This is a genomic window from Microbacterium kribbense (assembly GCF_039537285.1).
GTDB lineage: Bacteria > Actinomycetota > Actinomycetes > Actinomycetales > Microbacteriaceae > Microbacterium > Microbacterium kribbense.
This window is the reverse complement of the sequence record NZ_BAABAF010000002.1, coordinates 53,306-77,529: the sequence shown is the minus strand read 5'-3', so window position 1 is coordinate 77,529 and position 24,224 is coordinate 53,306. Positions and strand designations below refer to the sequence as shown.

Sequence of the window (24,224 nt, the reverse complement as noted above, 5' to 3'; positions counted from 1 at the left end):
ACCGGAACAGTGCCAGGTGTCATTGCGGCGACGGCAGGCGTGTTCGAACGGCGCCGTGCACTGCTGCGCGCGATCATTCGCCGCGCGGTCGACGACCCCTGGCTCCTGGAGCACGGTGCCGTGATGTCACGGCGCCTGCAGGAGCGCATCAGCGCAACGCTGCCGACGCGAGACACAGAACTGGCGTCATCGATCGCACGTCTCGTGTACACGGAGTGCGCGTTCCGTACGATGTACGGCCCCGCATTCTGGAGCGACGGGGGCGAGTCGCCTGCAGCGTTCATCGCACGGATCACCGCATTGGTCGAGCGGATCCTGCACGCCCCATCGACGTGACAGATGCCGACTCCCACCTGCATCGGCCCGACCGATACAATGGGGTCTGCTTCGTCACCCGTTCTGAGGATCACATCGACGTGACTGATCATCTGCTGCTGTCCCGGCTCGATCTCAATCTCCTCGTGTCGCTCGACGCCCTGCTGACCGAGCGCAGCGTGACACGGGCCGCCGAGCGGCTGCACCTGAGCCAACCGGCGCTCAGCGCGTCGCTGGCACGGCTGCGCACTCACTTCGGCGACCCGATCCTCGCGCGCCGCGGGAACACCTACGAACTGACGCCGTTCGCGCTGCGCCTCACGGATCACACCACGACGGCGCTGGATGCCGCACGGCGCGTCTTCGAGAGCCAGGCCGAGTGGGAGCCCAGCGAGTCGACCCGCGAGTTCTCGATATACGGCTCGGACCACAGCTTCACGACCGTGGGGACGGTCCTGACCCGGCTGGCGGCGGAGCGTGCTCCCAACGTGCGCTTCCGCTTTCTGCTGCACACGCCGACGGTGGTCGAGGATGCCGCCAACAGGCTGCGCGCGGCGGACGCGATGATCCTCCCCCACGGCTTTCTCAGCAACCTGCCCTACGCGGATCTGTGGCGCGATGACTGGGTCGCGGTCGTGGCCGACGACAACGACGCGGTCGGCGATCAGCTGACGATGGAGAATCTCGCTTCGCTCCCGTATGCCATGACCTATGCGTCTCAGAACGCCTTCACCTCGGTGGGCCGCCAGATCCAGCAGCTGGGCATCGAGCCACGGGTCGAGGTGGTCGTGGAGAGCTTCGTCGCGCTGCCCTATTTCGTCACGGGCACCCGGCGCATCGGTCTGATCCAGGCCGCGCTCGTCCCCCTGGCACACCAGGTGCGCGGCATCCGTGTCGTGGGCCTGCCGTTTGCGGCAACGCCTCTGGTCAACGCGCTCTGGTGGCATTCCGTGCACACCCGCGATCCCGAGCACGCCTGGATGCGCGCACTGTTCACCGAGGCGGGCCAGCTCGTCGAATCCGGCGCCGACACGGCCCGCTGACCCCGCACGTCGGCAACGGGCTCATTCCTCGACCAGCTGCAGGAGCCGCACCCGGACGACCCCGATCTCATCTGTCGGCAGCAGGCACAGCCGTTCGTCTCCGTTGAGCGCGAGTCCCGGCATCCACTGACCGTCTACGAACGTCCCCGCCACCACCGAATCGATTTCGACAGTCGCATCATCGTGGCAGAAGTCGAGCGTGATCCCCTCACCGACGATCAGGAACTCGTCAGCGCCCAGCGCTATGACCAGCGCCAGCGGGCGCGTGTCGTGCGGGGCGGCGATGCGCGCGCCCGGGATGGTCTCAGCAGGGCTCTCCGGCGCCGGCGGCAGTCGCGCGACACCGGCATCCAGCAGCATTCGCCCGAAGAGGTCCCGCGTGGCACGGGCGACGATGCGGATGCCGCCGAGAGCTTCCTCGACCGCGCCGGCGCCGGGCTCCATGACGATGCCCGCAATCCGCCCTTCGCGCTGTGCGCGGGCGATCTGCCCTTCCAGCTGAGCGAAGAGGCCGAGCAGCTGTGCAGTCTGCCCCTCGGCACGCGCGTCGTCGATGCCGAACGCCGACCAGCCGATCGCGCCGCCCGAGATGGCTCTGATGAGATCACCGGCTCGCAGCCTGCATTCTGGGACGAAGAGCGGATTTCCGGGGAACGCGTATGCTGCGATGGTGGATGCCGCATCGTCGATATAGATGTCCGGACTCATCATCGACAGCGTGGGCGCTGCGGCCCGCCAGACGTCGAGCACCCGAGTGCCCGGTCCGCCACTCGGGTATTGGCCGGGCCGATCTTGGCCGGGTTGCGGACCGAGCCAGGCGTTCACGTAGAACGGAACCGGCCAAGCGCCCGCGCCACGGGTCGCGAGCGCCTCGACGTAGGTCGCGAACGCCCATGCCATGAAGATCTCGTCGGATTCGGCGCTCTCCCCGAGCACCTCGGCCCAGGACCCACCCGTCCGCGCACCCGCCCTCCGCCATCGCTGCGCGGCCATGGAGTCGGCAGCGGCTTCCCGAAGGAATGCCACGAACTCCGCAGGGACCGAGCCGTTCCAGGCGGCTTCGGCCAGATCCGACCGGTCGCGGCTGTCGCCCAGCAGCCCCACTTCATTCTCGATCTGCACCAGGGCCACCCGATCACGAAGCGGGTGGCGCGCGACGTAGGTCATGAGCGCCTCGAATGCCCGCGCATCGGCGTTGCGCAGGTGCGGCGCGAATACGCTCAGCACCGGCTTGTGCATGGCGCCCTCGTAGGTGAACGCGGGGCGGATCCCCGACAGGGCACGCGCGCGCGGAAAGCGCTGCACGTCAGCACGCACCCAGCGCGGTGCGTACGTCGACCCGGCGTTCTTGAACGCACCGAACCACAGCAGCACAAGCCTGAGGTCGCACCTGTCCGCCTCACCCAGCATCACGTCGACCAGCGCGAAATCCAGTGTCCCCTCGGTGGGCTCGGAGAGGTCCCAGTACGCCGGTGCGATGACGGTGTTGCCGCCCACCTCGCGCGCACGCCGAAACGACTGGGCGATGCCGCCCGGGCTGGACGCGGACGAGTTGTGCACCTGCCCGCCGACCAGCAGCGTCACGACTCCGTCGCAGAGCAGACTCGTCCCGTCGAGCCGCCAAGACGGAACCGACGTCGGGCCACCTGCCCGGACCCGCCCGTGCTCAGCCATGTTCGGCGCCTGCGGCGTCACCGGGATGCGACGAGACATCATCGCCGGATCCAGTCCGCGATCGCCTCGATGGTCGGAAGGGCCGTGGGGTCGGACGGCTCATTGATGTGGGCGTGATCCGCACCCGGCTCCAGATGGAGCGTCACATCGACGTGGGCGCGCTCCAGCTGCGCGGCGAAGGCCTCGCCTGACGGCCGCAGCCCGTCGCGTTCGCAGACGACGATCAGAGTGGGTGGAAAGCCGGCGCCCGTTCCGTTGCCGGCGAACACCTGCGGGTCGGCGAGCGCCTCCGCCGATCCGGCGTAGTTGAGCGCGAGCTGCGTCGTCGGCGATGCGGGATCGGGCAGTTCCCCGGGGTGGCCCCCGTCCGGGTGAACGGCCGGATAGACCAGGACGAGGCCTGCGGGCAGCGGCCCGCCGGCGTCGCGCAGCTGAGCCGTGACACCTGCGGTGATCGTGCCTCCCGCGCTCGCGCCGCCGAGCAGGAGCGCGTCGGCCTCGACGCCGAGAAGATCCTTCGCGTGCGTTCGCGAGTGCCCCCAGGCGGCGAGGACATCTTGGGACGGCACCGGGTGATGCACGTCGCCGAGGCACTTCGTGTAGTCGACGGCCAAGACCGGGATGCCGCGGCTCGCCAGCTCCAACGCCACCCAGTTCGATTCGGGCATGTCGAGGTACCCGCCGATGAAGGCGCCGCCGTGCACCCACACCAGTGCGCGCCCCGACACCGCCGCCCCGGCATCGCGGTAGACGCGAGCAGGCTGCGGTCCGTGCGGGCTCTGTACCGTCAGGTCGTGTGTGGCCACGCCGGCCAGCCGCGGGAACCTCTGCGTCAGCGACGCGGTGTCGATGTCCGGCCGCGGATCGATCGGCTCGCCGTTCTCACGCAGCCAGCGCAGGGCATCGCGCAGCGGCATCCTGCGGATGTCGACATCGTCGGTCACAGCACGTCCTCTCAGTCAGTCCGACTCACGCAGTGAGCGCATCGCCGAGCGGATGAGGTCGTGCTGACGTCGCACGAGCACGAGCGGGTCGACCTCGCCGAGCTCTGCGAAGGCATGCCCCTCCCATTCACTCGACCAGTATCCGCGGTACCCGCCTTCGACGAACACCCGCACGAGTTCGGGATAATCGATCGCCGGCTCCTGGCCGCTCGCGTCGATGTCGTAGAACTTGGCATGCACGTGCAGGATCTGCGGCATGATGTCGGCCCACTCCGTCGGGTCGACGTGGCCGTGCATGTTGAAGGCGAGGTGGGCGAACGAGCCGAGTCGTCCGGGATCGAAATCACGATCGCGCAGGTACCCGATGAACTCCTCCTGTCGCTCTCGCATCGGGGCATCCGTGGCCCAGATGCACTGCAGCATGGTGAGTGCGTGATCGTCGAGACCCGCGCGCTGCACGGCACGCAGCAGGGTCGGCGACATGGCATGCATCGTCGCGGAGAAGTCGGCGACGAACCCCAGCAGCGGCGAGTCCAGCTCGTCGTAGGTCTCGCGCACGCGCAGGATCTCGGGGGCGTTCGGCCCCATCGGCGCATGGATCTCGTAGGCGAGCTTCAGCTCGAGGTCCTCGGCGATCGGCAGCAGGCGCCGCAGCAGGTCGGGTTTGGCCGACTGGATGCGCACGAGGGGGAAGCCGAGCGTGCGCGCCCCGTCGAACATGAGCTTCGAGAACTCGAACTCCTCGTCCGGCGTCATGTCGCGGTCGCGGCGCCGACCCATGTCGAGATTCGCGCCGTATGCGCTCGCATCGAACCCATGGCGGTCGAATGCCGCTCGCCACCGGTGCTCGAACTCATCGGAGACATGCGGGTAGGTCGGCAGCACCTGCGAGGCGACCACCTCGATGCCCGGACCGATGCCGAGCTGCGCGACGCGGTCGAGCAGCCCGTCGAAGTCGAGCCAGCCAGCGCGGAACTCGGCACTGGCCGAGTACAGCGTGAGGCCGAGCCGGAACGGATCCTCACCTGCTGACGGCGGGGGCGCGACATCCGACACGAGAGCAGGCGGCGCAGCGGCACGATCGGTCGCCGCCAGCGTCATGGTCTGGTGCACGATGTTCGGGACGTACATGCCCGGACCACCGTCCTCGCCCGGTGCGATCTGCATGTACGGCAGGCGCAGCTCACCGTGGATCGTGATCGCATGCACCTCGCCGAGCGCGATCGCCTGATCACGGCGCGCGATCAGCAGCGGATGCTCCTGCAGGTACCAGAGCGTCTCGCTCTGCGCGGGCAGCGCGGCGATCGGGTATCGGACCCCCGCCAGCTCGAGCGTGAGATCGCCGTCCGGTACCGCCACGCCATCGACGGTGAGCTGCAGTGCCGACACCGACGACAACCACAGGCTCCGATACCACGGGATCGTCAAGGACAAGGCGAGCCCGTCCGGGTGGACGCGCAGGCTGTCGTCATCGATCAATCCGTTGGGCATGGTGCTCCTTCGTGATGAGCGCGGCCGAATCGGGCGCGCGAGTCCTCGTGTCTGTCAGCACACTAGCGCGCTATGTGTGTTTTGTACATAAGTTCGCCGAATAGTCGCAAATCACGCACTGTCCGCCCCCCCATCACCCCTTCGCGAATCGCGCCGACAGCGCGTAGCGCATCAGCACGAGGTCGCCGATCCGGCGCACTTCCGCCAGCGAGGCCGCGCGGTCCGGGCTCCACCGGAACCTGCCGGCGCCGACCAGCCGGGGTGCGCGGGCGTCGCCGATGAAGAACGGGGCGACCACCAGCTGCAGCTCGTCGACGAGGTCGTCGGTGAGAAACTGCGTGTGCACCCGCTCGCCGCCCTCCACCAGCAGCCGCCGGATGCCGCGCACGTGCAGATCGGCGACGATCCAGGCCATCGACGCCTCCGCGCCGGCATCCACCACCGTCGCCACGGGGCCCAGGCGATCTGCCGCATCCGGCGCGTGCGCGCTCGTGCAGTAGACCAGCTTCTGCCCCGCACCGGTCGTGAAGAACCGGGCGGCGGCATCCAGGTCCGCGTCGCCGGTCACGGTGACCTTGACCGGCGACGGCGTCGCGCCGCGGGCGACCCGCTCCTGTCGCCGCGCCGGGCTGCGCACCAGCAGCCGCGGATCGTCGCGGCGGATCGTGGTGGCGCCGACCAGGATCGCGTCGCATGACGCCCGCAGTGCGTCGACGCGGTCGAAGTCCGCCGCGTTCGAGAGCATCAGGCGACGGTCGCTGGCGTCGTCGATGTAGCCGTCGATCGACATGCTGCAGCTGAGCACGGTGTACGGCCGGACCATGTCAGACCGCCTCGCGGGCGAGCACGTCCGAGAGCCGCTGGGCCGTCCGCGTCCAGTCCGCCAGCGTCGCGCGGCGGCTCTGCGCCGCCCGACGCAGTCGCCGCTGCAGCGCCGCGTCGCCGAGCCAGCTGCGCAGTGCGGCAGCCAGCGCGGCCGAATCGCCGGGAGGGACCAGGATTCCAGGCAGGTCGTCGGCGGCAATGCGGCCTCCGTCGCCGCCGAGCGCTTCCGGCACGCCGCCGACGGCGGGCGCGATCACGGGGATTCCGCGCGCGAGCGCTTCGGTCACGACCATCCCGTACGTCTCGGCACGTGAGCACAGCACGAGCAGATCGGCGGCGGCATAGGCGGCATCCAGATCGGCTCCGATGCGGGCGCCGACCAGGCGCATCCGGTCGGCGATCCCGCCGTCGGCCGCGCGTCGCCGCACCCGGTCGACGAAGCCCGGGTCCAGATCGAGTGCGCCGATGCAGTCGCAGCGCCAGGGCAGGTCGGCGACCTCGGCCAGCGCGCGCACCAGCACATCGTGCCCCTTGACCGGCGTCACGGCGGCCACGCACAGCAGCCGGGTGCCCAAAGCCGTGCCGGGCGCGATGCCGGCGGCATCGACACCGGGCTCGACGACGTGGATGCGGTGCCCGGCCAGCGCATGCCGCGCGATCAGTTCGGCCTTCGTCCACCGGCTGGTGGCGATGACTCCGGTCGCCCCGGCGAGCACGGTCGCCTCGACCGCGCCGAGGCGGAGCATGTGCATGATCACATAGACGCGCAAGCGCTGCTGGGACGCCGCGATGTCGGGAACACCGCTGGCGATGATGCCGTCGATCAGCACCGTGCTGCCGTCATCGATGCCGGCCAGCACACCGGCCACCGCCGCGCGCCCGGCCCCGTCCGGCGCCGGCCATGCACCCGCGGCCGGATGCTCGTGCACCGTCCAGCCGATCGCGGCCAGCCCCGCGCAGATGCGCCGATCGTAGCTGTTGCCGCCGCTGGGCCGGCTCGGATCGTCGATGCCGTCCGGCACGATCACGTGCACCTCGTTCACAGTGGCCGCTCATAGCCGGCGGACGCGATGTGCGACTCGTGCAGGACGACCTGGATGCCGGCGAGCCCCCGGGCGCGTGCGCCGAAGGCGCCGTCGTGCACCCGGTCGGCGAGTCGATCGGCGATGAACCGGGCCAGCAGCTCGGTGGAGGTGGCGACACCGGCGAAAGCGGGAAGCTCATCGAGATTGCGATAGTTGAGCTCGTCGATGATCGCGCGCAGCTCGCGGCCGGCCGCGCCGATGTCGACGACGATGTTGTCTTCGTCGAGCTCGCGCCGCGAGAACGTCGCGTCGATGACATACGTCGCCCCGTGCAGGCGCTGCGCCGGGCCGAAGACCGCACCGGTCAGGCTGTGCGCGATCATCAGGTGATCGCGCACCGTGGTGCGGAACATTCCCCCCCCGATCGCAGGCTCACCCATAAGAGACAGTGTGGCAGAGCGCCGGCAGCCGTCCGTCGGCCAGAGCTGGGAACACGTCGGGCAGCTCGTCGAATCGGCAGGTGCCGGTGATCAGTGCGTCGAACGCGGGGTCGCGCAGCAGCTGCAGGGCGAACTCCATCCGCTGTCGGGGGGTGCGCCGCCGCCGCCGGGCGGGGGCGACGGCGCCGACCTGGCTGGAGCGGATGCTCAGGCGCGACGAGTGGAAGGCGCCGCCCAGTGACAGCCGCACGTCGGCGTCGCCGTACCAGCTGAGGTCGATCACGCTACCCTCCGGTCCGAGCAGGTCCAGCGCCAGCTGCAGCCCGGCCGACGTGCCGCTGGTGTGGATGGACAGGTCGCAGTCGCCGCCGGCCGCCCCGGGAAGGGCGAACGCGACGCCCAGCGCGGCAGCCGTGGCGGCACGACCCGGGTCGATGTCGACCAGGGTCACCGCCACCCCGACGATCTGGGTGAGCAGCCGCGCGACGGCGCAGCCGACCATGCCGGCGCCGACGACGGCGATCCGGTCGCCGACCAGGGGTGCGGCATCCCACAGCGCGTTCACCGCCGTCTCGACGGTGCCGGCAAGCACCGCGCGCTGCGGTGGCACGTCGTCCGGGACGACGAAGACGGCATCGGCGGGCACCACATAGGCGGTCTGGTGCGGGTACAGACAGAAGACGGTCTTTCCGACCAGCACGTCGGGCCCGGCCTGCACGACGCCGACATTGAGGTAGCCGTACTTGACCGGCGCGGGGAAGTCGCCGTCTTGGAACGGCGCCCGCATCACGTCGTACTGGTCGGCGGGCACGCCGCCGCGGAACACGAGCGCCTCGGATGCGCGGCTGACCCCGGAGTACCGGGTGCGCACGAGCACCTCGCCCGCGGCCGGTGCGCGCAGCGGCTCGGTGCGGATCTGTCCGACACCGGGTTCGCGCAGCCAGAATGCGAGCGCCTCATCCGGCACGGCATCCTCCTCGCCTTGCACCTTGCACCTCGGCTTGGCCCGGCCCGGCCCGGGGTGCGCCATAGTCTATTACCGTCGCCGCGGCGGCAGAGGAGGCGTCGTGCGTTCGGTGCGAAGCGACCCGCTCGTGGGACTGGCCGCCCAGTTGGCGGTGCTGGTGGCCCTCGCCGCGACAGTGGGGCTGGGCGTCGCGGGCTGGACCGCGGCCGGCGGGTATGCGGTCGTGGGCACGGGGCTGCTGGCGCGCGGCCTGGAGCGCCGGGGCCGCGACGGGTTCGGGCCCGCCGACTGGGTGACTCTGGCACGGGCGAGTCTGGTGGGCGCCATCGCGGCTCTGGTCGCCGATTCATTCGATCGGGCGATTCCGGTGCCGCTCCTGGTCGTCCTCGCCGTGATCGCGCTCACGCTCGACGCGGTCGACGGGCGGGTCGCGCGCGCGACGGGCACCTCCTCGGACCTCGGGGCGCGGTTCGACATGGAGGTCGACGCCTTCCTGATCCTGGTGCTGAGCGTGTATGCCGCTCCTCTGGTCGGCGGCGGGGTGCTGGCGATCGGGCTGGCACGTTACGCGTTCGCCGTGGCCGGATGGATGCTGCCGTGGCTGCACGCGTGGTCACCGCCGCGCTTCGGGGCCAAGGTCGTCGCGGCGATCCAGGGCATCGTGCTGGCCGCGGTCGCCGCCGACGTGCTGCCGCGCGAGGCGGCACAGATCGCCGTCGGCGTCGCCGGCATCCTGCTCGCCGGCTCGTTCGCCCGGCAGACGTGGTGGCTGTGGCGCCATCGCGGCCCGACCGTGCCGTTCTCGCTCGTGCCGTCGCCGGCGCGCACCGTAGGGGCAGGGCTGCTGGTGTGGTTCGTCCTGATCGTGCCGAGCAAGCCGAGCCTGCTCGCGCCGGATGCGTTCGCGCGCATTCCGCTGGAGGCGCTCGTGCTGGTGGCACTGGCGCTCGTGCTGCCGCCGGTGGCGCGGCGGGTCACGGCACGCGTCTTCGGCGTGCTGCTGGGCCTGCTGGTGATCGTCAAGGCGATCGACGTGGGCTTCTACACGCTGTTCGACCGATCGTTCGACCTGATCAGCGACTGGTACTACCTCGGCCCCGGCGTCGGCGTCCTGGGCGACTCGATCGGCCGGTTCGGAGCGCTGGTGGTCGCCGCTGCCGCTGTCACCGCGGCAGTGGCCGTCGTGGTGGTGATGCCGTTCGTGGTGGTGCGGCTGGTCGAGGGCGTGACGGGCGTCCGCCACGTGTCGATCCATGTCGTGGTCGCGGTCGGCCTGGTCGCGGCGCTGTGCGTGGCCGCCGGCGTGCGCCTGGGCCCGGCCGGGCCGGTCGCCTCGATGAGCGCCGCCAATCTGGCGATCGGGCGGCTGCACGCCGACATCCGCGACCACAACGTGTTCGCGGCCGAGATCGCCGCCGACCCGCTGCGGCAGGCGCGGTCCGATCAGCTGTTCACCACGCTGCGCGGCAAGGACGTTCTGGTCGTGTTCGTGGAGAGTTACGGACGCATCGCGGTGCAGGACTCCTCATTCGCGCCGGGAATCGACGCCGTGCTGACCTCCGGCACCCGCAGCCTGGCGGCGGCCGGCTTCACGGCACGCAGCGCGTTCCTCACCTCGCCGACGTTCGGCGCCGGCAGCTGGCTGGCCCACGCGACGCTGCAGTCCGGGCTGTGGGTGAACAGCCAGCAGCGCTACAACCAGCTGCTGACGCAGCAGCGGCTGACCCTGTCGCGTGCATTCGGCGATGCCGGCTGGCGCACCGTCTCGGTCGTGCCCGCCGACACGATCGACTGGCCGCAAGGCAAAAGATTCTACGGCTTCGATGCCCTCTACGACTCGCGAAACGTCGGCTACCGCGGCCCGGGGTTCGGCTATGCGCCGATGCCCGACCAGTTCGTGTGGTCGGCCTTCCAGCGCCTGGAGCTGGCACGGCCGCACCGTGCGCCGGTCATGGCCGAGATCGATCTCGTCTCGAGCCACCACCCGTGGACACCGCTGCCGCGGCCGGTGCCGTGGAACGCGGTCGGCGACGGCTCGGTCTTCGACGCGATGCCGGAGGAGGACCAGGTCTCGGAGGCCGCGCTCGCCGACCCGGCGCAGGTGCGCGCGCTGTACGGCCGGTCCGTCGAGTACACGCTCGGCACGCTCTTCTCGTTCGTGCAGACCTACCCCGACCCGAACCTGGTCGTGGTCATGGTCGGCGACCATCAGCCGCACGCGTACGTGGCCGGGGACCATCCCGGCCACGACGTGCCGATCTCGATCATCGCGCACGACCCGGCGGTGCTGCGCGCGATCGGCTCGTGGGGCTGGCAGGCCGGTCTGCTGCCGGACCCGACCGCGCCGGTGTGGCCGATGAGCACATTCCGCGACCGCTTCGCGACCGCCTACAGCCCGCAGCTCAGCGTCGTGCTGCCGGACGTGACGCCAGCCCTGCCAGGCCCGTGATGATGGCGATGACCTCGACTGCTGCCGCCACCCAGACCTCCCAGATGGTCCAGTGCTCGTGCACGCCGAACAGCCCCACCGTCGCCGAGATCAGGAACGCGCCGAAGGTCGCGGCGCCGAACAGCACGGTCAGCGCCCAAGGCACCCAGCTGGTGCGCCACCACAGCAGCAGCACCACGATGACCAGGCCCCCGATGAAGTTGATCAGCATGGCCGGCCCGATGTAGGCGGTGCCCCGGAACACCAGAATCCACTGTTCGAGGTGGATGATCGCCGAGATCAGCACGGCTGCGGCGGCCACGATGCGAATCCACATGATGCAGTCCTCCCAGGGTGTCCACCCGAGCGCAGCGCACCTGCGCCGGTGGGCTGCCGTGGCCCGAGCATACCGGTCGAGCGGGCGGCGGTGGACGTTCGCACATCTCGCACTGGGAGAATCGACGCATGACCGATATCTCCGCGTCCGGTTCCTGCGGGCCGGGTTGCACCTGCGGCACGCCATCCCGCCAGACGTTCGTCACGATCGGGTCGGCAGCGCCGGCACCGACCGCACCGCCCGCGTCGGGCCGGCACACTATCGAGCAGGCCGCGATCCCCGCCGGCACGTTCACGATGGGTGACTCGTCGGGCGACCGCAATCCGGGCGACGGCGAAGTGCCGCGGCATCCGGTCACCGTCGCCGGCTTCACGATCGATGCGACGTCCGTGACCAACGACGACTTCGCGCGGTTCGCCGACGATACCGGCTACCGCACCGAGGCCGAGACGTGGGGGTTCTCGGCCGTGTTCCATCTGGCGGTGCAGGCTCCGGACGCCGATGTCATGGGCCCGGCATCCGGCACCCCGTGGTGGTACGGCGTGCGCGGCGCGGACTGGGCGCATCCGGGCGGGCGGGACTCGTCGATCGACGGTCTCGGCGACCACCCGGCCGTGCACATCAGCTGGAACGACGCCGTCGCCTACTGCGCCTGGGCGGGCCGGCGGCTGCCGACGGAGGCCGAGTGGGAGTATGCCGCCCGCGGCGGGCTGGAGGGGCGCAAGTACCCATGGGGGGATGAGGAGCCCGACATCGGCGGATGGCGCACGAACATCTGGCAGGGCGACTTTCCCCGGAGGAACACGCGCGAGGACGGATGGCTGACCACGGCGCCCGTGCACACGTTCGACCCGAACGGCTATGGGCTGTGGCAGCCGGTGGGCAACGTGTGGGAATGGTGTCAGGACTGGTTCGACCCGGGCTTCTACGCGGCCTCGCCCGCCGCGAACCCGACCGGACCCGAGCACGGCGGGGCACGCGTGCTGCGCGGCGGCAGCTACCTGTGCCACGTCTCGTACTGCAACCGATACCGCAACTCGGCCCGGTCGCAGAACACACCGGATTCGTCGATGGGCAACGCCGGGTTCCGCACGGTGGCGCTGCGCTGAGCCTGTCGTGGCCAGTCCGGGCCCGGGTAGGGCGCTTTCGGGCCCCGACGCGGGTGGCTCAGACCGCGTCGGCCGCCTCCTGCACCGCGACACGACGCTGCACCAGGGCCAGGACTACCGCCATGACCGCCGCGGCGACGCCGACGACGCCCACGGCAACGGCCAGCTGGCCGGTCGCCGCCGCCAGGCCGCCCATCAGGATCGGCGTCAGGAACTGACCGAAGAAGAACGCCGCGGTCCACCAGCCGGTGACCCGGCCGCGCTCGGCGAACCGGCTCGGGGCGACCACCCACACCACGAGGGACGGAAGCAGGAGCCCGGATCCGAACCCGGCGATCACGGCACCGATGATCACCCCTGCCAGCGCGGGGACGATCCAGACGATGATCATGCCCAGCGCCTGCAGTGCGAACGCGTAGGGCAGCAGCCGCACGGCGCCGATCTTCCCCAGCCGGGCGAACGTCAGACCGCCGAACGCGGTGAACAGCGAGGCGACGGCCGCGACGGCACCGATGGCCGCCGTGTTGCCGGCATCGATGCCGGTGCCGACCACGAGGTAGCTGACTTCGATGATGAGCACATAGAAGGTGAAGCCCGCGAACAGACCCACGAGCAGTCGGACCCAGATGCGCCGCCACGGCGTGCGCACCTTTTCGGCCGACACGCGTTCCTCGCCGCTGTCGGCCGGCTTCGGCTCCCACAGCGAGAAGATCATCGGCACCACGATCACCAGACTCAGCGCGTACACCCAGAACGGCGTGTGCCATCCGCCGACGCCCAGCGCGCCGCCGACGATGATGAACACGGTCGCCGCCAGCGTCGTGGTGACCGTCTGCAGGCCGAGGTACTTGTCGCGGCGTCGCTCCTCGTGGAAGTAGTCGATGATCAGGGCCGTGCACACCGTCATGATCGCCGCTTCGCACACGCCCACCAGCACCCGGCTGACGAGGATCGCCGGCAGCGCCTCGAGCCAGGCCGGCGCGGTGCCGACCAGTGCGTAGGCGAACATGGCGATGATCAGCAGCGGCTTGCGGCCGAGCCGGTCGACGACCTGGCCGGCGAAGGGCGCGAAGATGGCGATCATCAGTGCCGGAATGGCGACGATCATCGGCACGAGCACCTCGGCGCCGGGGAAGCCGGCGAAGTGCTCGGACAGCTGCGGCAGCACCGGCGTGATCAGCACCGAGCCGAGCACGGGCATGCAGCTGCCGGCCAGCAGCAGCACTGCCTGCCAGACGCCGGCTCGTTGAGTGACGCGCGCGGACGCGCCGGATGTGACATTCGACATTGAATCTCCTCGGGCAGGATGGGTGATCCCGATTCAACCCCATGCGCGGCCATAAGCGAACCTGAGATCGTTTATGCCCGATATCAGCCCGGATGATACGTTCTCGAGTTGCGGTTCTCCTCGGCATCGGAACACGGCCCGCCGGCTCAGGACGCGAGCGCGACCGTTCGGACCAAACGGCCGGGCGGAAGCCGCTCCTCCCCTGCCGAAATGATCAGGGTGGTGGCCGCCGGTGCCGATCTGATGCACCTGTGAATCCGCCCGGCTTCGGCGCCGGGCGACATGAGAGAATATCTGAGATCCACGTGTATCTACCTGGCTGCAGGCGTTCCGCCCGGCCGGCCAAGGCGGCACGACCCGCCTGAGAGAGCACATGACGACCACGACTGATACGCGCCCGCCCAGCCTGATCCGGGCGACCGGGTTCGGCTACTTCCCGATCGCGCTGCTGGCCCGACTGCCGTTCGCGATGATGGTCGTCGGGGTGCTGACCCTGGTGGTCTCGGCCCGCGGCGACATCGCACTGGGGGGCCTGAACTCGGCCCTGACCGGTCTCGGCACCGCCGTGTTCGGACCGCTGATCGGCGCCGCGGCCGACCGTCTCGGGCAGCGCCGCATCGTGCTGCTGTGCGGCATCGTCAACAGCCTGGCGCTGGTGGCGATGTCGTGGGTCGTGTTCAGCACGCTGCCGGATGCCGTCGTGCTGGCCGTCGCGTTCGTCATCGGCGCGACCGCCCCGCAGGTCTCACCGCTCTCACGCAGCCGGCTCGTCGGCGTGATCACCCGGCACCTGCCTGAAGACCGCAGGGCGAAGACGTTCAACGGCACGATGGCCTATGAGTCGGCCGCCGACGAGATCGTGTTCGTGTTCGGGCCGTTCCTGGTCGGGCTCCTGGCCACGACGATGAACCCCGCCGCCCCCGTGATCGGCGCGGCCGTGCTCACGCTCATCTTCGTCACGGCCTTCGCCTACCATCGCACCGGCCGGGCGCTCACCGGCGCGGACGGCAGACCCGAGCGCGTGGTGCAGGCCGCGGCATCCGAGCTCTTCCACATCCGCGTGACGACCGTCACCGTCGGGGTGCTCGGGATGGGGCTGTTCTTCGGCGCCATGCTCACGACGCTGACCTCGTTCCTCGCCGACCGCGGCGAGCCCGAGGCCGCCGGGCTCATCTACGGCGTGATGGGGATCGGCTCGGCGATCTTCGCACTGGCCGTCGCCTGGTTCTCACCGCGGTTCACCCTGCGCGCGCGATGGCTGACGTTCGCCGTGATCCTGGTCGTCGGCTCCGCGCTGCTGCCGCTGATGGACACGACGGGCGGCGTGGCCCTCGCCCTCGCGCTGGCGGGCATCGGCGTGGGCCCGACCCTGGTGACGCAGTACAGCCTGGGTGCCGAGCGCAGCCCGCTGGGCCGCTCGGCGACCGTGATGACGATGCTCGGCTCGGCCGTGATCGTCGGCCAATCGGCATCGGCGGCCCTGGTCGGGGTGCTCGCCGAGTCGGCCGGCACCGCGGCCGCCATGATGACGCCCGCTACGGCGGCGGGCATCGTGCTGGCGGCCGGCATCGTGAACTGGTTCCTCGGCAAGCGCTGAGCTGCGCCACCCGCGAGACGGACACCGTGTGCATCGGCCCGCTGTTGAACACCATCAGCGCACCGCGTCGCCGTACTCGTCGAGTGCGGAGCGGATGTCGGTGCGCGCGAAGTCGTCACCGACGTACATCAGCGGTTCGTCGCGCACGTAGGCGAGCGCGTAACTGAACGTGTCGCCGAGGTTCAGGCGTGCCGGATGCCGTGATCCGCGGCCGTAGTCCCGGTATGCCGCGCTCGCCGTATCCGCCTGCTGCGTATCGAACGGCACCACCTCGGTCTCGAAGCGTCGCAGCAGCGCATCCAACCGCCGCAGACCGTCCGCGCCGAACCGCCCGCCGACGACCGCGCGCACCTCGACGAGTGTTGCCGCCGAGATGAGCGACTCATACGCCAGGAGCACCTCCTGGATCAGCGACGCCTGTCCTTCACCCCGCAGCAGCGCGACCAGCGCGGACGAATCGACGATCATCGCGGCAGGCCGAGTTCGTCATACAGCTCGTCCTGTCCATCCGACAGCGCCGCACGCTGGGCGGGTGTCGTCTGGGCGCGGAACTCGTCGAGGATGCGGTCGATCGCCCGCCTGCGCTGCTCGATCTGGTCTGGCGAATAGGCCGGGGCCGGGACGATCCCCCGCCGGCCCACACGACCCTGCAGCTCATCCAGGCGCCGGCGCACGGCATCCTCGACCGCGCTGGTCTGGCTCATCCCGGTGCGCTCGGCTAGCTCACGAACCAACGCATGCGTGCGCTCGTTCTTGATGTTCAGACTCATGACCCGATTCTACCCACGGTAGACCGTAGAATCCACCGGTCTACCACAGGCTGGCCGCACCGATCACACCAGCCGCAGTTCGGCCTCGATCGCGCGGGCGGTGGCCTGCAGCGCGGGCAGGTACACGTCGTGCACCCGCTCGACGGTGTCGCGGGTCGCGTTCGTCGACACGTTCACGGCCGCCACCACCGATCCGTCGCGTCCGTGCAGCGGCACCGCGATCGAGCGCAGGCCGAACTCCAGTTCGCCGTCGACCAGTGCCCAGCCCTGCTCGCGCACCTGGTCCAGCTCCGCCCGCAGTCGGTCCGGGTCGGTGACGGTGCGCTCGGTGTACGCCTCCAGCGGCGCATCGCGCAGCACGGCCTCCAGGGAATCCGCCGGTTCGCCCGATAGCAGCGCGCGCCCCATGCTGGTGGCGGCAGCGGGGAAGCGCGTGCCGATCGTGATCCGCACGCTCATGATGCGACGCGTGGGAACGCGCGCGACATAGACGATGTCGGCCCCGTCCAGCACCGCCGCCGACACGGATTCGCCGACCTGGTGGGACAGCCGCTCCAGGTGCGGCTGCACGACTTCGGGCAGGGACAGCGCCGACAGGTAGCTGAAGCCCAATTCGAGGATCCGCGGGGTCAGCGCGAACACGCGGCCGCTGCTGCGGACGTAGCCGAGCGTCTCCAGGGTGCGCAGGAACCGGCGCGCCGCTGCGCGCGGGATGCCGGCCCGGCGTGCGACGTCGCTCAGCGACAGCTCGGCGTTGTCGGCGTCGAACGCGCGGATGACATCGATCCCGCGCGCCAGCGACTGCACGAAGTCCGCCGACGAGCGGGTGACGTCGTCGTCGGCGAGCGCGATGCCCGCAGGCTGCCGGTCCGCCATGGTGGACTCCGTCAGCGCTCGATCACGACGGCCAGGCCCTGCCCGACGCCGATGCAGATCGCGGCGACCGCGATCCCACCGCCCCGGCGGACCAGCTCATGCGCGGCGTGGCCGACGATCCGGCCGCCGGACGCGCCCAGCGGGTGCCCGATCGCCAGTGCACCTCCGTGGATGTTGACCTTCTCGGGGTCCAGGTCCGGCCAGCCCCTCAGGTCGGCGATCGACTGCGCCGCGAACGCCTCGTTCAGCTCGACGACGTCGACGTCGGCCCAAGTGCGTCCGGCACGCGCCAGCGCCTTGTTCGCGGCCTCGATCGGCGCCAGCGGGAACACGTTCGGATCGACTCCGTGGACGCCGCGACCGGTGATCCGCGCCAGCGGCTCAGCATCCAGCACACCCTCGGCCCCCAGCAGCACCGCCGAGGCGCCGTCGTTGATCGACGACGAGTTGCCCGCCGTCACCGACCCGTTGCCGTCGGGGGCGAACAGGGCGCGCAGACCTGCGAGTTTGGCCATCGACGTGTCGGGGCGGATGCCCTCGTCGCGTTCGAGCTCGACTCCCGGCACCTGCACGATCTCACCGTCGTAGACGCCCTTGGCCCAGGCATCCGCCGCCAGCTGATGCGAGCGCAGCGCGAAAGCGTCCTGCTCCTCACGTGAGATGCCCTGCTCTCGGGCCACCTTCTCGGCCGATTCGCCGTTGGAGATCGTCCAGTCCGCCGGCAGCGCCTTGTTGACCATGCGCCAGCCGATCGACGTGTTCCACAGCGTCTGGTTGCCGGTGGCCGGCCACGGCCGCGGGGACTTCTCGACGATGAACGGGGCGCGGCTCATCGATTCGACGCCGCCGGCGAGAATCAGCTCGGCATCCCCCGCCTCGATCGCACGCGAACCCTGCACGACGGCCTCCAGCGACGACGCGCACAGCCGGTTCACCGTCACGCCGGTCACCGAGGTCGGAAAGCCCGCCAGCAGCGCCGCCATCCGGGCGACGTTGCGGTTGTCTTCGCCGGCCTGATTGGCGTCGCCGAAGATGACGTCGTCGATGCGGACCGGGTCCAGGCCGGTGCGCGCCACGATGGCGCGCATCACGACGGCGGCGAGGTCGTCGGGGCGGACGCCGGAGAGCTTGCCGCCGGCGCGCCCGAACGGCGTGCGGACGGCATCGTAGATGTAGCTGGCGGTCATTTCACTTCTCCTTGCGTGGCATCGACCAGAGTGAGGCCGGTGAGTTCTTCCAGACCCGCGACGGTGTTGTCGCCGAACGTCTCGCGCACGGCGAAGCCGGCGGACGTGACGTCGAAGACGGCGTGGTCGGTGTACACCCGGGTGACGCAGCCGACGCCGGTGAGCGGATAAGTGCACGAGCCGACGAGTTTGGGCTCGCCCTTCTTGGTGAGCAGGTCGGTCATCACATACACGCTCTTCGCACCGATCGCGAGGTCCATCGCCCCGCCGACGGCGGGGATGGCGCCTTCGGCCCCGGTCGACCAGTTCGCCAGGTCGCCGGTCTGCGAGACCTGGAAGGCGCCCAGCACGCAGACGTCCAGATGCCCTCCGCGCATCATGCCGAACGAATCGGCGTGATGGAAGTACGCGGCACCGGGCAGCGCCGTGACAGCCTGCTTGCCGGCGTTGATCAGGTCGGGGTCGACCTGGTCGACACCGGGTGCTTCGCCCATCCCGAGCAGCCCGTTCTCGGTGTGCAGGATGATCTCCTGATCGGCGGGCAGGTAGTTGGCCACGAGTGTCGGTGCGCCGATGCCGAGGTTCACGTACGAGCCCTCGGTGATGTCGGCGGCGATGCGCGCGGCGAGATCCTGTCGGCTGATCGTGCTCACTGGTCGACCTCCTGGCTGATTGCGGCATCTTGATCAAGAGGAAGACCCTCGAGGTCGACACCGCCGACGAACGAGCCGTCTCGCAGCCAGATGCGCTCGCCGACCGCGACGACGCGGTCCACGAAGATGCCGGGGGTGACGACGGTCTCGGGATCGATGCCGCCCAGCGGCACGATCTCGTCGACCTGGGCGATCGTGGTCACGGCGGCCGATGCCATCACGGGGCCGAAGTTGCGGGCCGTCTCGCGGTAGACCAGGTTGCCCCAGCGATCGGCGCGCACCGCGCTGATCAGCGCAATGTCCGCCCTGATCGGGTATTCGAGGGCGTACTCTCGACCGTCGATCGTGCGCCGCTCCTTGCCTTCCGCGAGCTGAGTGCCCACCCCGGTCGGCGTGTAGAAAGCGCCGATCCCGGCGCCGGCAGCACGGATGCGCTCGGCGAGGTTGCCCTGCGGCACGAGCTCGAGCTCGATCTGACCCGCGCGGTACAGGCCGTCGAACACCCAGGAGTCGTGCTGGCGCGGGAAGGAGCAGATGATCTTGCGCACGCGCTTCTTCGCCAGCAGTGCGGCCAGGCCCACATCGCCGTTGCCGGCATTGTTGCTGACGATGGTCAGGTCGCCGGCACCCTGGTCGATCAGTGCGTCGATCAGCTCGACCGGCTGTCCGGCCCGGCCGAAGCCGCCGATCATGACGGTCGCACCGTCGGAGATGCCTGCCACTGCCGCCTCGACATCGGGAACGGTCTTGTCGATCACGTCGCCTCCTGGGCACGAGTGTTCGCAGTATGAACGTCTGTGCGTTACACGTACGATACTACCCTGTCGGGCCGAGGCGGACGCTGCTGCAAGATCGCCATTGTGCAGTCGACGGTGTCGATGTAGTGTCATTTCGACACGAATAATACTCCTTTATGTATATTTTCTACATAGTGTGAGTGATTCGCCGACATCATCACATCAGCCAGGAGGTACATGATGTCACCGCCGAAGGGCACAGCGGCCGGGCCGGCATTCGACGTGATCATCGTCGGGGCAGGGGCCGGCGGGCTTGCCGCAGCCGTGACCGCTGCTCATGGCGGCGCCTCGGTACTCGTCCTCGAGGCGGCCGACGTCTGCGGCGGCGCGACCGCCTGGTCCGGCGGCTGGTTGTGGGCACCGCGCTCGATGCTCGCCAAAGCAGAAGGCGTCGACGAGTCGATAGACGACGTCAAGGCGTATCTGCAGGCGGCGCTCGGCTCCGATTACAACCCGGTGCGAGTCGATGCCTTCCTTCGAGCGGCGCCCGAGATGATTCAGTTCTTCCAGACGCAGACGGCGATGAAATTCGTACCGGGGTCGCACATCAATGACATCTACGGCGACCTGCCACATGCGGGGACGGGGAACCGCTCGGCCGGCGCCAAGCCGATCAATGCCCGCCGCCTCAGCCGTCCGGTGCGCGCCCTGCTGCGCGGTCAACTCTACGAGACCTCGTTCCTCGGAATGGGAATCATGGCCGGCGCCGATCTCGGCGCGTTCCTCGCGGCCGCCCGCGGCGACCTGCGCGGAATCTGGCACTGCACCTGGCGCGTCGGTCTGCACCTGTTCGATCTGCTCGTCCACCGCCGCAGCATGCAGCTGGTCAACGGTGGCGCGTTGATCGGGCGCCTGCTGCAGTCTGCGGAGGACGCCGGCGTCGACATCCGCGTCTCGTCGCCGGCGACCGAGCTCCTGACGGGTGAACAGGGTCAAGTGACCGGCGTCGTCGCACGCACCCCGGACGGGTCGCGCACATTCACGGCACGAGCCGGCGTGGTGCTGGCCGCCGGGGGATTCCCGAACGATGTCGCACGCCGGGCCGAACGATTTCCGCGCACCCCCACTGGCACCGAACACTGGACGCTCGCGCCCGCCACGGCAGACGGTGCCGGGATCACGCTCGGTGAGAGCGTCGGCGGAGTGCTCTCACAGGGAGCTGCAGCCGGGGCGTGGTGCCCGGTGTCGCTCGTGCCCTATCGCACCGGACGGGTCGGAGTCTTCCCCCACATCATGGACCGGGCCAAACCCGGCAGTGTGGGGGTGGTCAGTACCGGCCGCCGCTTCGTCAATGAAGCCAACGGCTATTACGACTATGTCGCCGCCATGTTCGAGGCCGCACCGGACAACGAGTCGGTCCAGGCGTGGCAGATCGGCGACTCCCGCTTCGTGCGCCGCTTCCCGCTGGGGATGGCCAAACCGCGCCCGGTGCCGCTGTTCCCCTATCGGAAAAGCGGATACCTCATCCGCGCGCGCACGCTGGGCGAACTCGCGCGCAAGTGCGGGATCGACGAGGCCGGGCTGATCGAATCGATCAGGCGCTTCAACGCCGATGCGCGCCGCGGGGTCGACACGGAATTCTCTCGCGGCTCGACGCCCTTCAACCGCTACGGTGGTGATCCCGGCACCGCCCCGAACCCCTCGCTCGCACCGATCGAGAAGGGACCGTTCTACGCCGTGCGCGTGCTGCCGGGGTCGTTCGGCACGTTCGCGGGGCTGGCCACGGATGACCGTGCTCGGGTGCTGAATGCCGATGGCGCACCGATCCCGAGACTGTATGCGGTAGGAGCCGACCAAGCCAACGTGATGGGCGGGCATTACCCGGCAGGCGGAGTCAACATCGGCCCCGCACTCACATTCGGTTTCGTCGCCGGACGGGACCTCACGCGCAATGAAGAAGGAAGCCTGGCATGACTCGTCCACTTGGCGTCGCGCACCTCACCCTGCTGTCTCTGACCCCACCGGAGATCGTCTCCGCGGCGACCGCGGCCGGACTCGACTTCGTCGGCATCCGCGTGCGCGCAGTGACCTCCGACGAGCCGATCCCAGCGCTCCGGCCCGGATCCCCCCTCCTGCGCGAGACCGTGATGCGGTTGAAGGACACCGGGGTCGTCGTCCGAGACATCGAATTCCTGCCGATCACTCCCGGAACCGGTCCAGACGATTGGCAGTCGGCGCTCGAGGCGGGTGCGGCACTCGGCGCAACGGCGCTCACCATCGCCGGCGCAGATACCGACCGCTCTCGTCTGCTGGACAAGATCAGTCAGCTGACCGCCGATGCGGCCGGATATGGCATCCGCCCACTCCTGGAGCCGATCTCCTACCAGCCGATTGCACGTGTCACCGACGCCGCGGCCATCGCACGAGCGACAGGGGCTGGACTCATGCTCGATCCTCTGCACATCCAGCGCGGCGGGAGTGACGTCGCCGACGTCGCCGCACTCGATCCAGGACTCATCCCCATGATCCAGCTGTGCGATGCGCCACTGGCACCTCCCAGTGGTGACCGGCTGCCCGCACTCCAGCATGAAGCGCGCGCGCAGCGACTGCAGATCGGCGAGGGCGAGCTGCCCCTGGCGGCATTGCTAGCGGCGACGCCTGCGGGAGTCCCGGTGAGCATCGAGGTACCTCACGCCCTGCGCCAACAGTCCGTCAGCCCACACGAGTGGATCGTGCAGAACGCACAGGCGGCACGCGCGCTCATAGAACAGGCGGACAGCGCACGAGACACGATCGGTCACCAGGATGTCTGAGCACACGTGGGATCGGACCGTCGATGTGCTGGTGATCGGCAGCGGCGCCGCGGGCCTGTCTGCCGCCACGACCGCCGCCGCGCACGGCCTGGAAACGCTCCTGCTCGAGAAGACCGAGTTCCTGGGCGGAACGACGGCATACTCGGCGGGCACCTGCTGGATGCCGGGTCATCGACACCAGCGCGCGCTCGGGATCACCGACGATCGCGCCGCAGCCTCCCGCTACCTCGATCTGGTGGTCGGCGACCGGGCACCGCGTGACGTGCGCGAGGCGTACCTCGATCGCGGGCCGGAGATGATCGACTACTTCGGCGCGCTCGGCGTGCGCTTCTGGCACTCGAAGACCGTCATCGACTACCACCCCGAACTCGACGGAGCCGGAATCGGGCGGGCCCTCGAGCCGGAGACGTTCGACGGCCGCCTGCTCGGCCCGGAAGGCTTCCGGCGGGTGCGCTGGCCGGTCCCCGAGTTCGCACTGTTCGGCGGCACCCTCATGGTCCGTCGCGCCGAAGTGAACCAGCTGCTGGAGCTGTTCCACGGTTCTCCCCGAGCGCTGGCGCTCGCCGCCCGTTTGGGCGTGCGGTGGTTCTTCGATCGGCTGCGGTACCCCCGCGGAACCCGCCTGGCGATGGGCAACGCCCTCGTCGCGCACCTGTTCCATGTATTCACCGAGCAGGGCGGACGAACGCTGTTCAGCAGCACTGCGAAGCAGCTGATCGCGACAGATGACCGCGTGGTCGGCGCGATCGTGGAGGCGGCCGGCCGCGAGCGTCGCATCCGTGTGCGACGAGGCGTCATCCTGGCGGGCGGCGGATTCCCCGCGAGCCAGGAGTGGCGCGAAAAGTACCTGCCGTCGCCCACGCCGCAGTTCACTCGGGCGGCAGAAGGCGCCACCGGCGACACACTGGCGCTCGGCCAGGCCGTCGGTGGCGCTCTGGGACCCGACCACGGCGACAACGCACTGTGGTTCCCGAGCTCGATCGGCCACCGTCGGAACGGATCGCAAGTCGTCTTCCCGCACATCTGGGACCGCGCCAAGCCGGGCATCGTCGCCGTCGCCGCCTCTGGCAAACGGTTCGTCGATGAATCCGTCTCGTACGACCGCTTCGTGCGCGCGATGTATGCCACACAGCCGAGCGACGAGAGCATCCCCGCATGGCTGATCATCGACGCGGCCGCGCTTCGCCAATACGGTCTCGGCATGATCCGCCCCCATACCCCGCGCGCCTTCCTGCGCAAGTACGTCCGCGGCGGTTACATCCATCGAGCGACCAGCATCCGTGCGCTCGCCGAACTGATCGCAGTGGACCCGGACGGCCTCGAGGACACCGTCGACAAGGCCAATCAGGCGGCCGCAACCGGCGTGGATGAGGAGTTCGGCAAAGGCCTCAGCACATTCGGACGACAGTACGGCGATCCCCGTCACCGGCCGAACGTGAATCTCGGCCCGATCCGGACCGCGCCCTTCTACGCGCTCCCCGTCGTTCCGACGCCGCTGGGGACGGCGTTGGGACTGCGCATCGACGAATCGGCACGTGTGCTCGATGTCGACGGCGGCGTGGTTGCAGGGCTGTATGCGGCGGGAAGCGACGCCGACTCGCCGATGGGCGCCGAGTACCCCGGTGCAGGCTGCCAAGTTGGCGCAGGCATGACGTTCGGGTACATTGCGGCAATGCACACCGCCGTCCAATTCGACGACAGTTAG

At 69.7% G+C, this 24,224-nt stretch carries 23 protein-coding genes; 8 read left to right on the top strand and 15 right to left on the bottom strand.

The window, feature by feature from the left end:
- The first annotated feature begins 9 nt into the window (after window positions 1–9).
- Together ABD705_RS03505 and ABD705_RS03500 are read left to right on the top strand one after the other, a co-directional pair.
- Window positions 10–336: a hypothetical protein gene (locus ABD705_RS03505; RefSeq protein ID WP_344780584.1), complete on the top strand. Its 327-nt coding sequence runs from the start codon at window positions 10–12 to the stop codon at window positions 334–336.
- An 80-nt stretch (window positions 337–416) separates the two neighbouring features.
- Window positions 417–1,358, top strand: coding sequence for a LysR family transcriptional regulator (locus ABD705_RS03500; RefSeq protein ID WP_344780582.1), 942 nt, complete (start codon window positions 417–419; stop codon window positions 1,356–1,358).
- 21 nt (window positions 1,359–1,379) lie between these two features.
- Here ABD705_RS03500 and ABD705_RS03495 read toward each other — a convergent pair whose 3' ends face one another.
- The 7 genes from ABD705_RS03495 to ABD705_RS03465 all read right to left on the bottom strand — a co-directional run bounded on the left by ABD705_RS03495 (window position 1,380) and on the right by ABD705_RS03465 (window position 8,745).
- Window positions 1,380–3,032 carry a DUF5597 domain-containing protein gene (locus tag ABD705_RS03495; protein ID WP_344780580.1) on the bottom strand — a complete coding sequence of 551 codons (1,653 nt, stop codon included), beginning with the start codon at window positions 3,030–3,032 and terminating at the stop codon, window positions 1,380–1,382.
- A 38-nt stretch (window positions 3,033–3,070) separates the two neighbouring features.
- Window positions 3,071–3,976 (bottom strand): alpha/beta hydrolase, encoded by a 906-nt coding sequence (locus ABD705_RS03490; RefSeq protein ID WP_344780578.1) that lies wholly within the window; start codon window positions 3,974–3,976, stop codon window positions 3,071–3,073.
- Between the two features lie 15 nt (window positions 3,977–3,991).
- The gene (locus ABD705_RS03485; RefSeq protein ID WP_344780576.1) at window positions 3,992–5,467 is read right to left on the bottom strand and encodes a C-glycoside deglycosidase beta subunit domain-containing protein; all 1,476 of its coding nucleotides are present in this window, start codon (window positions 5,465–5,467) and stop codon (window positions 3,992–3,994) included.
- A gap of 133 nt (window positions 5,468–5,600) precedes the next feature.
- Window positions 5,601–6,290 carry a RibD family protein gene (locus ABD705_RS03480; RefSeq protein WP_344780574.1) on the bottom strand — a complete coding sequence of 230 codons (690 nt, stop codon included), beginning with the start codon at window positions 6,288–6,290 and terminating at the stop codon, window positions 5,601–5,603.
- 1 nt (window position 6,291) lies between these two features.
- Entirely contained in the window at window positions 6,292–7,335 is a 1,044-nt protein-coding gene (locus tag ABD705_RS03475; protein ID WP_344780572.1) for a glycosyltransferase family 4 protein, read from the bottom strand.
- A complete protein-coding gene (locus tag ABD705_RS03470) occupies window positions 7,332–7,757 on the bottom strand; it encodes a 6-pyruvoyl trahydropterin synthase family protein (RefSeq protein WP_344780570.1) in 426 nt (141 codons plus the stop codon). The genes ABD705_RS03475 and ABD705_RS03470 overlap by 4 nt, the downstream gene beginning before the upstream one ends.
- Window positions 7,750–8,745 carry a zinc-dependent alcohol dehydrogenase gene (locus tag ABD705_RS03465; RefSeq protein ID WP_344780568.1) on the bottom strand — a complete coding sequence of 332 codons (996 nt, stop codon included), beginning with the start codon at window positions 8,743–8,745 and terminating at the stop codon, window positions 7,750–7,752. The genes ABD705_RS03470 and ABD705_RS03465 overlap by 8 nt, the downstream gene beginning before the upstream one ends.
- A 79-nt stretch (window positions 8,746–8,824) precedes the next feature.
- On the opposite strand from ABD705_RS03465, the gene ABD705_RS03460 reads away from it, so the two are divergent.
- Window positions 8,825–11,173 carry a CDP-alcohol phosphatidyltransferase family protein gene (locus ABD705_RS03460; RefSeq protein WP_344780566.1) on the top strand — a complete coding sequence of 783 codons (2,349 nt, stop codon included), beginning with the start codon at window positions 8,825–8,827 and terminating at the stop codon, window positions 11,171–11,173.
- On the opposite strand, the gene ABD705_RS03455 is transcribed toward ABD705_RS03460, so the two are convergent.
- Entirely contained in the window at window positions 11,127–11,489 is a 363-nt protein-coding gene (locus ABD705_RS03455) for a hypothetical protein (protein WP_344780564.1), read from the bottom strand. The genes ABD705_RS03460 and ABD705_RS03455 overlap by 47 nt on opposite strands.
- Before the next feature lie 128 nt (window positions 11,490–11,617).
- Between ABD705_RS03455 and ABD705_RS03450 the strand changes: the two genes are divergently transcribed.
- Window positions 11,618–12,598, top strand: a complete 981-nt coding sequence (locus ABD705_RS03450; RefSeq protein ID WP_344780562.1) for a formylglycine-generating enzyme family protein — start codon at window positions 11,618–11,620, stop codon at window positions 12,596–12,598.
- A gap of 58 nt (window positions 12,599–12,656) precedes the next feature.
- Here the strand turns inward: ABD705_RS03450 and ABD705_RS03445 are convergent, their stop codons facing one another.
- Window positions 12,657–13,886, bottom strand: a complete 1,230-nt coding sequence (locus ABD705_RS03445) for an MFS transporter (protein ID WP_344780560.1) — start codon at window positions 13,884–13,886, stop codon at window positions 12,657–12,659.
- A gap of 373 nt (window positions 13,887–14,259) precedes the next feature.
- Between ABD705_RS03445 and ABD705_RS03440 the strand changes: the two genes are divergently transcribed.
- Complete coding sequence (locus ABD705_RS03440; RefSeq protein ID WP_344780558.1) at window positions 14,260–15,483, top strand: MFS transporter; 1,224 nt, start codon at window positions 14,260–14,262, stop codon at window positions 15,481–15,483.
- A 54-nt stretch (window positions 15,484–15,537) separates the two neighbouring features.
- Here ABD705_RS03440 and ABD705_RS03435 read toward each other — a convergent pair whose 3' ends face one another.
- The 6 genes from ABD705_RS03435 to ABD705_RS03410 all read right to left on the bottom strand — a co-directional run bounded on the left by ABD705_RS03435 (window position 15,538) and on the right by ABD705_RS03410 (window position 19,727).
- Window positions 15,538–15,951 (bottom strand): type II toxin-antitoxin system VapC family toxin, encoded by a 414-nt coding sequence (locus tag ABD705_RS03435; protein WP_344780556.1) that lies wholly within the window; start codon window positions 15,949–15,951, stop codon window positions 15,538–15,540.
- The gene (locus ABD705_RS03430; RefSeq protein ID WP_344780554.1) at window positions 15,948–16,253 is read right to left on the bottom strand and encodes a type II toxin-antitoxin system VapB family antitoxin; all 306 of its coding nucleotides are present in this window, start codon (window positions 16,251–16,253) and stop codon (window positions 15,948–15,950) included. Before ABD705_RS03430 ends, ABD705_RS03435 begins: the two co-directional genes overlap by 4 nt.
- Before the next feature lie 63 nt (window positions 16,254–16,316).
- Window positions 16,317–17,129 carry an IclR family transcriptional regulator domain-containing protein gene (locus tag ABD705_RS03425; RefSeq protein WP_344780552.1) on the bottom strand — a complete coding sequence of 271 codons (813 nt, stop codon included), beginning with the start codon at window positions 17,127–17,129 and terminating at the stop codon, window positions 16,317–16,319.
- Window positions 17,130–17,140: 11 nt separating this feature from the next.
- Window positions 17,141–18,316 carry a thiolase family protein gene (locus tag ABD705_RS03420; RefSeq protein WP_344780550.1) on the bottom strand — a complete coding sequence of 392 codons (1,176 nt, stop codon included), beginning with the start codon at window positions 18,314–18,316 and terminating at the stop codon, window positions 17,141–17,143.
- Window positions 18,313–18,969 (bottom strand): 3-oxoacid CoA-transferase subunit B, encoded by a 657-nt coding sequence (locus ABD705_RS03415; protein ID WP_344780548.1) that lies wholly within the window; start codon window positions 18,967–18,969, stop codon window positions 18,313–18,315. The genes ABD705_RS03420 and ABD705_RS03415 overlap by 4 nt, the downstream gene beginning before the upstream one ends.
- A complete protein-coding gene (locus ABD705_RS03410) occupies window positions 18,966–19,727 on the bottom strand; it encodes a 3-oxoacid CoA-transferase subunit A (protein WP_344780546.1) in 762 nt (253 codons plus the stop codon). Before ABD705_RS03410 ends, ABD705_RS03415 begins: the two co-directional genes overlap by 4 nt.
- A 216-nt stretch (window positions 19,728–19,943) precedes the next feature.
- Between ABD705_RS03410 and ABD705_RS03405 the strand changes: the two genes are divergently transcribed.
- From ABD705_RS03405 to ABD705_RS03395, 3 genes are read left to right on the top strand one after another with little or no spacing between them, the layout of a single operon-like run.
- Entirely contained in the window at window positions 19,944–21,680 is a 1,737-nt protein-coding gene (locus ABD705_RS03405; protein ID WP_344780544.1) for an FAD-dependent oxidoreductase, read from the top strand.
- Window positions 21,677–22,519, top strand: a complete 843-nt coding sequence (locus ABD705_RS03400) for a TIM barrel protein (RefSeq protein WP_344780542.1) — start codon at window positions 21,677–21,679, stop codon at window positions 22,517–22,519. Before ABD705_RS03405 ends, ABD705_RS03400 begins: the two co-directional genes overlap by 4 nt.
- Window positions 22,512–24,224, top strand: coding sequence for an FAD-dependent oxidoreductase (locus ABD705_RS03395; protein ID WP_344780540.1), 1,713 nt, complete (start codon window positions 22,512–22,514; stop codon window positions 24,222–24,224). The genes ABD705_RS03400 and ABD705_RS03395 overlap by 8 nt, the downstream gene beginning before the upstream one ends.

Excerpts from the sequence above, each read along its gene's own strand:
- ABD705_RS03395 (WP_344780540.1), top strand. The coding sequence starts at position 22,512 with ATGTCTGAGCACACGTGGGATCGGACCGTCGATGTGCTGGTGATCGGC.
- ABD705_RS03485 (WP_344780576.1), bottom strand. The coding sequence starts at position 5,467 with ATGCCCAACGGATTGATCGATGACGACAGCCTGCGCGTCCACCCGGAC.
- ABD705_RS03430 (WP_344780554.1), bottom strand. The coding sequence starts at position 16,253 with ATGAGTCTGAACATCAAGAACGAGCGCACGCATGCGTTGGTTCGTGAG.
- ABD705_RS03450 (WP_344780562.1), top strand. The coding sequence starts at position 11,618 with ATGACCGATATCTCCGCGTCCGGTTCCTGCGGGCCGGGTTGCACCTGC.
- ABD705_RS03440 (WP_344780558.1), top strand. The coding sequence starts at position 14,260 with ATGACGACCACGACTGATACGCGCCCGCCCAGCCTGATCCGGGCGACC.
- ABD705_RS03455 (WP_344780564.1), bottom strand. The coding sequence starts at position 11,489 with ATGTGGATTCGCATCGTGGCCGCCGCAGCCGTGCTGATCTCGGCGATC.
- ABD705_RS03400 (WP_344780542.1), top strand. The coding sequence starts at position 21,677 with ATGACTCGTCCACTTGGCGTCGCGCACCTCACCCTGCTGTCTCTGACC.
- ABD705_RS03435 (WP_344780556.1), bottom strand. The coding sequence starts at position 15,951 with ATGATCGTCGATTCGTCCGCGCTGGTCGCGCTGCTGCGGGGTGAAGGA.
- ABD705_RS03445 (WP_344780560.1), bottom strand. The coding sequence starts at position 13,886 with ATGTCGAATGTCACATCCGGCGCGTCCGCGCGCGTCACTCAACGAGCC.
- ABD705_RS03405 (WP_344780544.1), top strand. The coding sequence starts at position 19,944 with ATGATGTCACCGCCGAAGGGCACAGCGGCCGGGCCGGCATTCGACGTG.
- ABD705_RS03420 (WP_344780550.1), bottom strand. The coding sequence starts at position 18,316 with ATGACCGCCAGCTACATCTACGATGCCGTCCGCACGCCGTTCGGGCGC.
- ABD705_RS03425 (WP_344780552.1), bottom strand. The coding sequence starts at position 17,129 with ATGGCGGACCGGCAGCCTGCGGGCATCGCGCTCGCCGACGACGACGTC.
- ABD705_RS03495 (WP_344780580.1), bottom strand. The coding sequence starts at position 3,032 with ATGGCTGAGCACGGGCGGGTCCGGGCAGGTGGCCCGACGTCGGTTCCG.
- ABD705_RS03470 (WP_344780570.1), bottom strand. The coding sequence starts at position 7,757 with ATGGGTGAGCCTGCGATCGGGGGGGGAATGTTCCGCACCACGGTGCGC.
- ABD705_RS03480 (WP_344780574.1), bottom strand. The coding sequence starts at position 6,290 with ATGGTCCGGCCGTACACCGTGCTCAGCTGCAGCATGTCGATCGACGGC.